The organism is Dethiothermospora halolimnae, from assembly GCF_037577855.1.
Lineage (GTDB): Bacteria > Bacillota > Clostridia > Tissierellales > VENL01 > Dethiothermospora > Dethiothermospora halolimnae.
The window spans coordinates 1-13,719 of record NZ_JBAKFX010000077.1 but is presented as its reverse complement, the minus strand read 5'-3'; the positions used below and the strand labels follow the sequence as shown (position 1 = coordinate 13,719).

The 13,719-nt window shown below is 28.2% G+C and carries 12 protein-coding genes and 1 pseudogene; 1 reads left to right on the top strand and 12 read right to left on the bottom strand.

What is annotated here, in order from left to right:
- Window positions 1–609: 609 nt before the first annotated feature.
- Window positions 610–729 (top strand): annotated as a pseudogene (locus tag V6137_RS18940) (helix-turn-helix domain-containing protein); the annotation flags it as partial.
- A gap of 902 nt (window positions 730–1,631) precedes the next feature.
- Here V6137_RS18940 and V6137_RS18935 read toward each other — a convergent pair.
- The 12 genes from V6137_RS18935 to V6137_RS18880 form a co-directional block, all read right to left on the bottom strand.
- Complete coding sequence (locus V6137_RS18935; RefSeq protein ID WP_425449544.1) at window positions 1,632–2,165, bottom strand: hypothetical protein; 534 nt, start codon at window positions 2,163–2,165, stop codon at window positions 1,632–1,634.
- A gap of 681 nt (window positions 2,166–2,846) precedes the next feature.
- A complete protein-coding gene (locus V6137_RS18930) occupies window positions 2,847–3,686 on the bottom strand; it encodes a hypothetical protein (protein WP_425449543.1) in 840 nt (279 codons plus the stop codon).
- Window positions 3,687–5,779: 2,093 nt separating this feature from the next.
- Window positions 5,780–6,112: an RpnC/YadD family protein gene (locus V6137_RS18925; protein ID WP_425449542.1), complete on the bottom strand. Its 333-nt coding sequence runs from the start codon at window positions 6,110–6,112 to the stop codon at window positions 5,780–5,782.
- 168 nt (window positions 6,113–6,280) lie between these two features.
- Window positions 6,281–6,508 (bottom strand): hypothetical protein, encoded by a 228-nt coding sequence (locus tag V6137_RS18920; protein WP_425449541.1) that lies wholly within the window; start codon window positions 6,506–6,508, stop codon window positions 6,281–6,283.
- Between the two features lie 129 nt (window positions 6,509–6,637).
- On the bottom strand, window positions 6,638–6,961 hold the full coding sequence (locus V6137_RS18915) for a hypothetical protein (RefSeq protein ID WP_425449540.1): 324 nt from the start codon (window positions 6,959–6,961) through the stop codon (window positions 6,638–6,640).
- Window positions 6,962–7,119: 158 nt separating this feature from the next.
- A complete protein-coding gene (locus V6137_RS18910; protein WP_425449539.1) occupies window positions 7,120–8,109 on the bottom strand; it encodes a hypothetical protein in 990 nt (329 codons plus the stop codon).
- Window positions 8,072–8,632, bottom strand: coding sequence for a hypothetical protein (locus V6137_RS18905; protein ID WP_425449538.1), 561 nt, complete (start codon window positions 8,630–8,632; stop codon window positions 8,072–8,074). Before V6137_RS18905 ends, V6137_RS18910 begins: the two co-directional genes overlap by 38 nt.
- Window positions 8,633–8,883: 251 nt before the next feature.
- On the bottom strand, window positions 8,884–10,671 hold the full coding sequence (locus tag V6137_RS18900) for a PPC domain-containing protein (protein ID WP_425449537.1): 1,788 nt from the start codon (window positions 10,669–10,671) through the stop codon (window positions 8,884–8,886).
- Between the two features lie 492 nt (window positions 10,672–11,163).
- Window positions 11,164–11,511 (bottom strand): radical SAM protein, encoded by a 348-nt coding sequence (locus V6137_RS18895; protein WP_425449536.1) that lies wholly within the window; start codon window positions 11,509–11,511, stop codon window positions 11,164–11,166.
- Window positions 11,512–11,639: 128 nt separating this feature from the next.
- Complete coding sequence (locus V6137_RS18890) at window positions 11,640–11,972, bottom strand: hypothetical protein (protein ID WP_425449535.1); 333 nt, start codon at window positions 11,970–11,972, stop codon at window positions 11,640–11,642.
- Window positions 11,973–12,132: 160 nt separating this feature from the next.
- On the bottom strand, window positions 12,133–12,660 hold the full coding sequence (locus V6137_RS18885) for a hypothetical protein (protein WP_425449534.1): 528 nt from the start codon (window positions 12,658–12,660) through the stop codon (window positions 12,133–12,135).
- Window positions 12,661–12,701: 41 nt separating this feature from the next.
- Window positions 12,702–13,719: PPC domain-containing protein (locus V6137_RS18880; RefSeq protein WP_425449533.1), on the bottom strand; the 1,018-nt coding region annotated here is incomplete at its 5' end.

The window sequence follows — 13,719 nt, the reverse complement described above, 5'->3', positions numbered from 1 at the left end:
AATTTTAAAAGCCTAAATTTGGCCATTGTTCGTGTTTTTCAAAGGTCTTTTTGTCGTGCATAAATTTAATATTAGAGAATTTAAATTTTTTCACTTAAATACTCTTGACTTTTACTAGCTGGTCTATAAAGACTAAAAATATAATTTCAATTGTTTCTTTCCATATTTCTCACATATTTATTTAACTTCATAAAAATTCTCCTTTTTATAGCACCAATTCAAATAGCATTATTTACCTTATTATACCATATAAATACAGAATCTCTATGGCAATTCCCTTCCTACTATTAAAAAAATAACTACTCATCATTTTTATGAGTAGTTATTTTAAGCCTATCAATCTTTCTTTTTATCGTATATCTCCTTTTGTAAAATTCTTTCTATTTCATTAACTTTTTCTTTATTTTCTCTTATGTTAAATGTCTGTTCTATGTCTTCACCATTTTTCCCCATACACTTAATAGTTGAAATAAAATTATTTGAAAAAGAAATGTTGCTTTTTTGATATCAAAAGATCTAATATCATTCCAACAGAAAAAAACACCATCAAGTAATATACCACCTTTCATTACTCCAAAGGGACTAAAAAAATAGTATACTCCTGAAACCCTTAAAGACTGGCTACACCTTTATCGGAAGTATGGAATAGACGGTCTATATCCTAACGTTAGGTCAGATAAAGGAAAGCTTAGGAAAATACCTAATGAAGCTAAAGAATTTATCATATGATCGAAGTTAAATAATCCTAAATCTTCAGCCAAATCAATCTATCAAGAGTTAATAGCCAAAGGTTATGTATCCTATGATGAAATATCATTATCAACAGTACAAAGATTTATATCTAAGTCGAATTTAGCAACTAAAAAACTCGAATCTACTGACAGGAGGGCCTTTGAATTTGAGTTTCCTAATGAGTATTGGCAATTTGACATTTCAGTGGGACCCTATCTTAATATTGATGATAAAAAAAGGAAAACTTATATTATTGCAATTTTAGACGATGCTAGTAGACTTATTATTCACTGTGAAGCTTTTTTTTAAGGATGACTTTTTATCGCTTTTATCAGTATTTAAAAATGGCGTAGCCAAAAGAGGAATCCCTAAAAAACTTTTTGTTGATAATGGAAAAGTTTATAAAAGCAATCAAATGCAATTTATATGTGCTAATCTAGGTACCATTCTTTGTTATGCTAGACCGTATTCTCCAGAGTCCGAGGGCAAAATCGAGAGATGTTTTAGAACATTACATGATCAATGGATGTTAGATTAAATAATCTGATTTATTTCTCATATTTTCTTTAAGTTTTAGGTAGAAATAAATTGACTTTTAAAGAGTGAGATAATTTGCTGTGTAACATTTACTTTTGACGTTAATTTTCGTTGTTAATTTGTGAACAACATTTTAATGCGGAGGTGTTCTTTTGCGACAAAAGTTGTTCCAAATTATAAAAGAGGCAAAAAATGGAGATAAAGAAGCTTTACTTTTTCTAATAAATTTGATCCTATTATGAAAAAATTTTCTAAACAATTATCTAGTGACAAAGTTATAGAAAAAGCATATCGTTATGAAAGAGGTAGGTATGTTGAAGTAAGATCATAATAAAAAACTAAAGGGTAGAATGTTAAACATTCTACCCTTTAGTTTTTTTGTCTTTAGAAATAGATCTGAAATAATTATTTATAAAGTCCATAAAATTTTTATCATTTAAAATTTTATATTCTTTATGTATTTTCTTTACACGATCTTCAATTTCAAATCTTTTGTTGACTTCAATAAAATTAGAAAAAATCTTTATAGAAATTGACTTTCTTTCTAAGCTTCTATCGACCAAGTAAATATCATAATATAGATTACCTTCCGCTGAAGGAGCTTGTAAAAGTTCTTTAATTTTTAACTGTCGTAAATAACTAGTGAGTTCAGAAATTTTATCTAAATCTGTATCTCGTTTTGATATATCCTCATATCCCTTTTCAGAAGAAAAATATCTTTGGGATATTTTTATAGAATCAAACTTAATATCATCTTTAAACCCTTCAAATATTAAATCGTCGAAAGTTCCTTCATCTGGAATTGCGTCTAAGATTTCCGATATCAAAAAAATACAAATACTTATAACTAAAATAATAGATAATATCTTAATACCAATTAAAATAAATTTGTTCATCTTTTTTATGCCCCCTATATAATTGAAATTTTTTTGAATTTTAAATTTTTACTTAGCTCGATATTTTTTAAAGTCTTAAGTTATTGAAGCATTATCATGTTTAGTTATAAATAGGTTAATTAAAAAAGTAGTTTTATCTTTTTATTTTAAAGCACCTCTATTTTTTTTGATTTAAAGGTCAAATTATACTATCAAGAAATCATTTGATACCTTGTATTTTTCAACGTTCGTTTTAATTTGTTGCGGAAATATTCTCTTTTTAAAAAATAAATTAATTCAAATGAAATATTTTTAGTGAAACATATTCATATTATATCATGAAAGATATATAATCAAAAAATACACAGAATATATTACATCAGTTTCTCCCATATAAGGTCTTTTAGAAATCTCTTTAATCTTTAACTTTTTCAAATGTCCCTTTTGGGGGAATTTGGTCTACAACCCGACTTACTAAGAAAATACATACAATTATAAATAAAACGACTGATAGTATTTTAATGATTTTTTCTATGTTTACCACTCCCTTATATGCTTTAAAGTCTTTTTTTAATATTATTTATGTATATACCTCCATACTCACATCCACGGCTAGCTATAATTTAAAGCTATGCTTGATTGAAAAACTAAACTCCTTTTTATCAATAATTATTGATAAAAAGGAGTTTTTCTAATGTTTAATTAAGGGCTAAAAAACAATCCATCGTCATCTTGAAGAAATGTAAATGTTATGGGGTCAATTTCTGGATCCCCGATAAAGCTAGTAACAATCTTTATATCTTTTAAACCATCGTTATTTATATCTACTATTTTAACGTCGTTGATTTCTGAACCAGTTTTAAATGCCACGTCAATGCTATAAAAAATATCATTATCTTTATTTGTTAAGTATGCTACGGGGTGAATAACTCTACCAGTATCGACTTTTCCAGATACAAAATTAACATTGCCCCAAGAATTTAAATCTACTGCAAAAGAATGATCTTTAAGAACAGTAAAATTGTCTATATCATCTAGGTTATATGGTCTAAAAGAGAAGGTTCCATCTAAATACAAATCTTCGTAAATATCTCCCTTATCTGTATACTCTATTGTAGCTGTAATTTTATCACTTTCTTCAAAAATAAGTTTTACATTGCCTTTATTTCCTACTTTGTCATTAAAGTGACATTCAGCTTCTCCATTATTAATTGTGCCATACAAGCTCCCTAAATATTTTGACGGTTCAAGTGAGTAGAAATAAAAATCAGGCTCAGCTATTGAATGAATAGAGAATTTTCCGTCTAAAATTTTATTATTTATTTTAGAAATAAAAAAGGAAGAATAATAGTATGCCCCACCATCCCAATCATCAACAACCCATATTTTTCTTAGGTACTGCTCGGAATTAGCTATACAATTTTTAGGTTTCTCTATATCTGTAGGAGAAATAACATTATCAAATCTATATTTATTACTTAAAAATACTATTAACCCAACACAAAATATAAGTGGTATGAAAATCAAACACTTTTTACCCATTGAAAAATCATCTCCTATGAGAGTATAAGTTATATACTAGTAAGTCTTTGTTTGACTGATATCATCAGTATATCATAAAGTGGGTATATTGGGAATATATACAACTAGATAAAACGTAGGTTTTGCGACTAAAACTTTGAAATGAACAAAATTTTAAAGTTTTAATTATCAATTATGATAAGGTTAATTATAATAATATTCGTATTTTGCTTCGTATTTTATATCGAATTTAGAGAATCGTATTTTGAATGGTATCTGTGTGTCTTGACTTAAAACACTAATTTAAAAGTATTTAAAATATTAGTTTAAAATACGATTCAAAATACTGTTGTTGTTTGTTTAAATTCCAACCTTTATATGTATTTTTAACTATTTTTTTATATGCCAATATTAGGGGGATATTGCACCCTAATATTTAGGTTGCATATTTGGCATAGGTATAATGAGCAAACTACTATACTATATATCCTATCAACATACTATACCAAATACACCTCCTTATTTATATACGATATTTTTAACGATTCTATGGGGGCTAAATACCTATAGAAAAACCAGAGCTAATTTTTATTCTAAATCTTTAAAGAATACTTTAACGTAATTTAAATATTTACCAAGTTTTTCAAATAATAGTGTGATAAGTATATATATCATTATTAACTAAAAAGGGGATGAAAAAAATTAGAAGTCTAGCATTATTCATTCACAACGATATTGTAATAAACCTATTGATTGGCTTTTTTTATTCTTCAGTTATTGGTCTAGTTATATTTAAAATTACAAATTTAAAAGGTTCAAAGAATGAGATCTTACAATATATCTACTCTTTGAAAAGAATGGAAATATATTTAAGAAAATCAAAATCTTCAGATTAAAAAAATCAAAAAGAATTTATCATTAGTTGTCAAAAACTCTCAGCTTTTAAAAATGAATTTTGATATTATTTTCACTACTAGTACAGAAGGGCTTAAAATTTTTCAGAAAGATTTATATACTATTAATAGAAAGTATAAGCTAATAAAGCATATTTTTATATTAGTTATTATTTTCTCAGCGACTTTATTAATTATTGCATAAAGTTTCTATATTAGATTCTTTATATTAATATAGAAATTAACTTCAAATTTAACGTAAAAAAGTAGCTTAGATAAGTTAAAATTGCTTATCTAAGCTACTTTTTCTCATTATTCCTTTCTAATCGTTATATTCAGCAATATAACCACTTTTCTCATTAACCTATTAATAGGCCTAAGGCTTTGAAATAACTACTGTGTGGCTAATTTTAAAAGCCTTTTCCTCGCCACTTTTAAAAAATAAATCTATATGTTATGATATACAAAAAGTTCATTATATAATATAATTAATATATGGAATTATTTAAAAAAAATATAAATTAAGTATTTTTTAAGGAGGTGCCCGTTGAAAGTCATAAAAAAGATTATTCTAGCAGTCTTACTTACTATTTTTATCTTAGGTGTATTTGACTTATTTTATACGGGTAACGATGGATGGCAACTAGAAAGTTTTAAAAATTTCAAAAAAATATTATTGCAGAGCACGATTTTATTACAGACCTTGCAATTAGTGGTATTAGTCCTAACACTTATATATATTATGAGTTAGATAAATCTAAGAATGTTCCCTTAGAAAAAATTAGTGAAGTTTTTAATGAAACAAAAAAGTTTTTTCTATCACCACAAATATTCCCAGAACTACAGAAATTTCATGATGATAGATACGGTGGTGATATTGTTTGCATACAAATTAATTTCTCATATCCAAATAAAGATGGAAAGTTCGCTTATACTTTTTCATCTGAAGCAGAAGGCAGTAACCCCATCACTCATCATAGTTTTAAACATTGGTCTAATGAATCCCTATTAAATGGTCTACTGCCTCTATCTGACCTTTGACCATACTTATATATAGTAGTAGCCCACTCAAAAGTCAAACATTTCACCATATTCAGTTGTTTTTAGTGCATATTTGGTGAAATTTATTATTTTTTCTTATAATAAAAAACCCCTTTAGCTTGTTTCATTTTCATCATTGCTAAAAAGGGGTTTTTTATTATAAGAATAACTACCTAACTATTAATTTGTATTACTTCCTTTTTCTATACTTTCCTTTAGTTTCTCAACTTCCTCTCTATCTAATTCAGTTATATCTACCACTGTATCTATATCTATTCCTTTTTGTAATGCTTGTCTGGCTACTAATATTTTTTCCTCTTTTTTACCTTTTTCTATACCTTTTTCTAATCCTCTTTCTAATCCTCTTTGCATTCCCTTTTCTTCAGCTTCTTTTAATTTAATCTTTTGATATACCATTGCTGACTTTTGATCTAATAATGCCTTTTCTCTTGCTAGATACAATTGCCTTGCTTTTTCATCTGCACTTAGTTCTTCTAACATTCTACCAGCCATATTTATCACCTCACTATTCTTTCTTATATCCTTTACTATCTCCCTTTTTTCCTTTTCCCCTGCATCTTTTATATGATTAGTCGTTTTGATAATTTCTTAGTTATAACTTTTCTGAAAAAGTATTTCTAATCTCATTTTTTATATCTAATATTTTAAATAGTATTTTTATTAACTTGGTAAGACTATATCAAAGCTTCCAAGTACATAATACCATATTACAGCAGCTACACTTACTAAAAAAATACCTAAATAGCTGAGTAACTTGCTAGAGGTAATTTCTTTAAGGGCAGATTGCATTATACCAAATACGAAACACCCTATGAGTACTACGACAAATAAAAATACCCCCATTATCATTTCCGTTCCTGTATTATTTATAGTATCAGTATACCTCAATATTACGTTATTACATACCCATAATATAGCTCCCCCAGCAATAATATATATAGAATAAAAAATCCATTTTTAAAATATTTTACTTTGATGATTATGCACTTAACTCTTAAGCTTTACCTCAATTCAAATCTATTTTATGCTTATTTCAAGAATCCCCATAAATTTATACAATGCAATAAATATAATAATAATAAAAATCTCTCCTAGCATTTGCAGGTATTTGTTTGATACAATATTCTTTATTGAACTTCTTATTATTAAAGACATAAACATAATATTTATAAAAATTATACTTGCACCAATGGCTATAATCTCATACATGTGATTTTCTATTTTTGTTATGTAACTTGCTAGAAAGCTAGCACAAAGCCATAGTAAAAATCCCCCAAAAATTATTATGCCCAAGAATTTTATGTATTTTTTAACTTTATATATGTAATTATTTATGTTCATACATTAATCCCTTCTTTTAAAGTCATATTTTAACTTATTTTATTATAATCCAAGTGTAGTTATTTACCCATCAAAATATTTTATATTTTGATGGGTAATCTCTAAGATGAAAATATAATTAAACTCAATTGGAAATAATTAAAATTCAAACTAGCTTTTTAATTCATTCTTTTTATTTTTTCCATGATTTCTAAGGATTCTTCATCAATATCCCAAGGTAAATATTCGTTTTTGTCAAAATCTCCCTTGTATCCTATTTCACCCTCAATGTAGTTAGAAGGCCATACTTCATAATAATTAAGTCTCCTAGTCGTAGGAGTAGATCCTGGTAAAGGTCCGTATCTAGTTTCAATCGTAGTTGTTATTCTTATCATTTCATCTTCATCTGCTCTATTTATAACCTCTTGTAATTCTTCTCTGTCCGCATTATCAGCTGCAAAGCTTATAACTCCGACATACACACTAACCCCTAATTGGATTACCTTTGTAGCTTTAGTAGGATCAAGGTCTAAAATACGGTTTAAAAGCATTAATCCACTATTGGTAACAACACCTTCAGCAAATGCCTCTAAATAATCAACAACCTCTATATTATTCATGGTATCTTTTAAAGCTACTGCAATATCATAAGGTAAGTATGTTATTTGCCTGACTTGTCTATTTAATCCATCCGGACCACTTGATCCCCTATCAGGCACCCACCTACCACCTTCTGGTGCATATATCTCCTGTGCTTTATAATCATACCTTATCTCCAACTCATATTCATCTTCTACATCAAAATCATCATTTGATTCATCTTTTTCCATGGAACCATATCCAGAAGCTCTATATATTGAGGAGTTTATGCTATCTTTATCATTATCCCTTAAAAAATCCCTGTCCCTATTTTCATGAACCTCTGTATATTTCTTATAGTTTGTTTTTTCTGTGTTAGAAATTTCTACTTGCCTAGATGGTTTATTTTCAATAATAAAATTACCTGTATATATTTTTATTATATCACCATTACCGTTATTTACAATTACTTGTAAAAAATATTTTTTATTATATTCTAAATTATTTAAAATTTTTCGATTATAAAAAATAATGAGTAGTTGTCTTGACCTGTTATCCTTTTTTATTATATATTTCTCTTTGTAAAACACCTTTTATTTCATCAATTTTTTCTTTCTTTTCTCTTATAATCATTGTTTTTTCTATATTTTTTTCTTTTCCATCATCGTATTTTAATGTTAAAGTAAACTCTCTATAAAAGGTAACTTCTCCTTCTCTAATATCAAATAACTTAATATTATCCCAATAAATATGTCCATATCTACATATTATACCATCTCGTATTATATAAAAATTTTGCGTTATGTCTAATATATTGAACATTACTATCAATATTATTAATATAATAAATGAATTTTTTACAAATACTCTATTACTATAAAAAACAGATAGTATCAATGCCACTATAGCCGAAATATCAGAAAACCCTGGAAACTTATTAGAATTAACTTTCATGATAACATTATTCAGTTCTATTCTCTGTTCTAAACTTCTATACTTTTTTCTCAATTTCAATTTTTGTAATAGTTCTACTGTCAGTAAAATAGGTACTAAGTCAAAGCTTAAAAATATGAAAATATTATAAATACTATTGGGTATAACCTCATTTATCATAACATTCCCCCTCGTATAATATGTTTAGAGGCACTTTCGGTGTTTGGCAGGATAGTTGTCTTATTAGATATTTCAAAACACATAATTGTTTGATACCCAATTTACCAATGACATAGAGCCTCTACCTACATGAGCTCATTTTATAAAGGCAGCCTAAGTATAGTTGTTGCCTATATTTTAGGCTGCCATGCAGGTTGATGCATGCAAATGGTTACCTTCTCCAACTATAAGAAAATAAATTCTTTTTGCGATTAAGGTAACAAATCACGAACATCGTCCTCATCCAACTTTTTATTTTTCAATTCTCCAAATTGCCCGTCTATAGCTTTAGGTATATAGGGGTAATCATCCCATATATGCCAAGTTCCAGGTGTTCTTATATACCATCCTTCTTTATGATTGTATCTGCGTTCAACTTCATAATAAACAGGATAAGTATCTTTATTGGGTCCATCAGGTCTTGCTGCGTCTACAAATTTATTATGATTATGTCTTTTAGCTATATCGGCTGCTATAAGAACTAGTCCCACATACGTAAAGGAACGACTTCCCCATTTAAGTAATTTAGGACATAAATCAGCTAACTTTTTAGCTAAGACCTTTTCTGTTGCAACTCCTCCTAATGTAATACCCGTACCTAATGTTATCAAATTCTGTCTTGTATATGCATCCGCCTGAATCAATTCATCTACTACATCAGCTGGAATATAAATTATTTCTGAATAATAGGATCTCTCTACTTGTTCATCTGTCATATCTCTATGACTAGATACCCAAACTCCTCCATCTGGTTCATAATAACTATCATCATCATTATATCTATACCTTATCTCCAACTCATATTCATCTTCTACATCAAAATCATCATATCCATCTCCATAAACCTTTACATAATAGGTACCTTTTTCAACAGTTTCTCTTATATCTTCACTTTTATCTCCACTTCTCCTTGAAGACTCAATAAGATCTGTATATCTTCCATCTTTTCTATATAGCTTTATATCATAATTACAGTCTCTAGGAATCCTATTTAACTCTATATCTAAATCCGAATAGCCACCTACTCTAAACTCATACCAGTCTACATCATCCTCATGATGTATAGTACCATATATCTCTTCTCTACGACCTTCTCGTATATCTATTTTAGAAGCATCATCAGCTTCGTTATTTTTTTCATATTCATCTCTTCTTACTGCATTAGGGTCATAATCACTATCAATATATAGTCTATATTCATCATTCCTATCATAATCTCCTCCAAATCCTACTATTTTTATATAATATACATACTCCCTATCTACTTCTATATTTCTTAGTTCCTCTACGGTACCTTCTCCTTTTTTCCCTTTCTCGATTAGTTCACATTCATTTTCTAAATCATTTCTAACTCTAGCTCTTCTTTCTTCATCTTCATGTATACGATAAACATAAATATCATAGTCTTCATTCCTAGGTACAACTAATTCCATATCCATTGTACCATCTTGTGCAAATGTTTTCCTGAAAAAATCTTCATCTCTTCTACTATCTATTGTACCTATAACTTTATAAACCCTGCTCTCTATGATATTAGCATCTTCAAATTCATCATTTGATTCATTTTCTTCCATGTAACCATATCCAGAAGCTCTATATATTGAGGAGTTTATGCTATTTTTATCATTATCCCTTGGAAAATCTCTGTCCTTATTTTCATGAACCTCTGTATATTTCTTATAGTTTGTTTTTTCTGTATTAGAAATTTCTACTTGCCTAGATGGTTTATTTTCAATAATAAAATTACCTGTATATGTTTCTATTATATCACCATTACCATTTTTTACAATTACTTGTAAAAAATACTCTTCATTATATTCTAAATTATCTAAAACTATTTCTTCATCATAAAAAATCATATCATTGTAGAATATTCCCTTTCCATCTTGTTCTCCTATTACCAATCTTACAATATCATTTCTAAAAGATTTATCTTTAAGTACAAATTTAGCTATAGGATTTTTACCTTCATCTTTATCAACCTCTATATCTATTGGCAATGAATCCCTATTAAATGGTCTACTGCCTCTATCTGACCTTTGGCCATACTCATATATAGTAGTAGCCCACGCATTTGAAGTTACTGCAAATGTTACAAAAAAACACTAATAACAAACTTATGATCTTTTTAATATTATTTTTCATTATACACATTTCCCCCTTGTATTTAATTATTCATTAGTGTACACCATAACCTCCTAGAAAGTAACATAATTATACATTTGGGCTAAAAAAAGTCAAATATTTCACTATATTTGGTTGTTTTTAGTGCATATTTGGTGAATTTTATTATTTTTTGCATAATAAAAAACCCTTTTTAACTTGTTTCATTTTCACTATTGCTAAAAAGGGTTTTATTACCTGATATTTTATGGCTGTAAAACCGGGCTAGGCATGCCTAACCCCTACATATGACCTATATATATAGGTGGCACCCTATACATGCAGGTTATAGTTCCTAAACGTAGTTATAGTGTAGCTCCTTATAGGAGCTACACTATAACTACATTAATACACCTATTATCCTTCGCCACATTTTCCAACTTATTTATCACATCATTTGAAGGAGTGTCATTTTCTATCATATCTTTCCTAACTCCTATAGGTCTATAGTTTATTAATTTATATCTTATATTTCTATCTAAAGAAGATATTAATTTACTTATATTATTAACATTATTATAGTTATCTAAAACCTCTGGCACTATAACTGCCCTAATTTCGTATAGTTTTCCTATACCAGCTAAATACTTAATATTATCAATAACTATTTCATTGCCTTTCCCTGTAAGTTTTTTATGTTCCTCTTCATCAAAGGATTTCATATCTACCATTACCATATCGGATACATTCTACTCCAGATACTGTTATCTCGATATAAATAGTTTATTTTTTCTATTTCTATTACCAGCCTCTTTTGTTATTTCACTTGAATTTTTCAGTCCAGATTATAGTACGTTATGCTTTTTTATTTAACCCTTTCTAAGGTCATGTCTAAAGAGCCTATATATTTAAATAGTAATAACAATACAACAGCAGTTAAAACGATACTTAATATTTGTATATAACGATTATCTGTAATCTTTTCTATTGAATTCATCATTATTGAAGATATAAAAATAATGCCTATTGAACCTCCTCCTAAACCTCCTATCATAATACTATATTCATTTTTGCCCATTCCCTCAACATAGTTCACTACAGCATTGGCACAAAGCCATGATATAATCCCTCCTATAAAGACTAAAAATATAATTTCAATTGTTTTTTCCATATTTCTCACATATTTATTTAACTTCACAAGAATTCTCCTTTTTATAGTGTTGATTGAAATAGTACTATTTGACTTATTATACCATATAATTACAGATCCCTTATGGTAATTCGGTTTCTGTTACATAAAAAGCATATAAAAACAACTACCCACCATTTTTATGAGTAGCTGTTTTATACTATTAATCTTAGTTATCATATATCTCTCTTTTTAAAATTTCTTCAATCTCACCAGTTCTTTCTTTCTTTTCTCTTATGTTAAGCCTTCTCTGGGTCTCTTTTCCTTTTTCATTAATATATTTAATAGTTAAATGATAATGCTTATAAAAAGGATCTAGTGCCTCTTCTATCTCAAAAGAAATAACATCTTCCCAATTGATGAATCCGTTTTTCCATAGTATCCCTTCTTTTACTATATAGAAATTTTGTGTCAAATATACTATATGCAGTGCTATTACTAATGCAATATATAAAATAGATATAAGAATTTTAACTATCCACTTAGTGCTATAAAGATTGTATAGTTGTCCTATAACTATAATATTTAGTCCCCATATAAGTTCATTAGAATTAATTTTTAAAATGATGCTATCTGATTTGGTTTCATCTTTTATCTTATATAGTTTATTTTTAAATTTTATCTCTCTCATTAATATTATGAAAAAAGCTATTGGTGCTAATACATATACAATTCCTAACATTACATAATCAAGCATTCTCCCCCTCCTTAAAGATTAACTCTATTTCACTTAAATATTTACTCTGGAATCAAATCTTCCACATCGTCTTTATCGAGCTCTCTGTCTTCTAATTCTCCAAGTTGACCATCAATTGCCTTTGGGATTCTAGGATATTCATTCCATCTACGCCATACTTTAACTTCATAGCCTCCCCTCAGCTCTTCAAATCCAGGTTGAATTGTAAGACAAACTGGATAAATTTTTGTACCTTCTCCACCAGGTTGAATTGTGTCTAAAAAATCATTATATGTTTCTGTGTCTGAAAAATCACTTAAAAGCATTACTCCTCCTGCAACTGTAAAAAAAGCTCCTGCCCATCCGACAAAGGCTGGTACCTTTTTAGCCATTTTCTCTGCAAAAAATGTTGTTATTCCTCCTACTGTCATAAATTCACTTAAATTTATAAAATCTTTTCTTTCCATACTATTATCAAACTTTAATGCTTTTATTGCATAAGCAGGGATATATATTCTACAGGAATACCATTTTTTATATCGTCTTTGTTCATCGGTAGCCTCTCGTTTATCCGATACCCACACTCCTCCATCTGGGGCATAATAGCTATCATCATCATTATACCTATACCTTATCTCCAACTCATATTCATCTTCTACATCAAAATCATCATATCCATCTCCATAAATCTTCACATAATAAGTACTCTTTTCAACAGTTTCTCTTATATCTTCACTTTTATCTCCACTTCTCCTTGAAGACTCAATAAGATCTGTATATCTTCCATCTTTTCTATATAGCTTTATATCATAATTACAGTCTCTAGGAATATTATTTAGCTCTATGTCTAAATCCGAATATCCATCTACCTCAAACTCATACCAGTCTACATCATCTTCATGATGTATAGTACCATATATCTCTTCTCTACGACCTTCTTCTACATCTATTTCAGAAGCATCATCAGCTTCGTTGTTTTTTTCATATTCATCTCTTCTTACTGCATTAGGGTCATAATCACTATCAATATATAGTCTATATTCATCATTTCTATCATAATCACCATCAAATCCTACTATT

Coding starts and splice junctions, on each gene's coding strand:
- V6137_RS18935 (WP_425449544.1), bottom strand. CDS start 2,165: ATGAACAAATTTATTTTAATTGGTATTAAGATATTATCTATTATTTTA.
- V6137_RS18925 (WP_425449542.1), bottom strand. CDS start 6,112: ATGGCTGGTAGAATGTTAGAAGAACTAAGTGCAGATGAAAAAGCAAGG.
- V6137_RS18930 (WP_425449543.1), bottom strand. CDS start 3,686: ATGGGTAAAAAGTGTTTGATTTTCATACCACTTATATTTTGTGTTGGG.
- V6137_RS18905 (WP_425449538.1), bottom strand. CDS start 8,632: ATGATAAATGAGGTTATACCCAATAGTATTTATAATATTTTCATATTT.
- V6137_RS18885 (WP_425449534.1), bottom strand. CDS start 12,660: ATGCTTGATTATGTAATGTTAGGAATTGTATATGTATTAGCACCAATA.
- V6137_RS18895 (WP_425449536.1), bottom strand. CDS start 11,511: ATGGTAATGGTAGATATGAAATCCTTTGATGAAGAGGAACATAAAAAA.
- V6137_RS18915 (WP_425449540.1), bottom strand. CDS start 6,961: ATGAACATAAATAATTACATATATAAAGTTAAAAAATACATAAAATTC.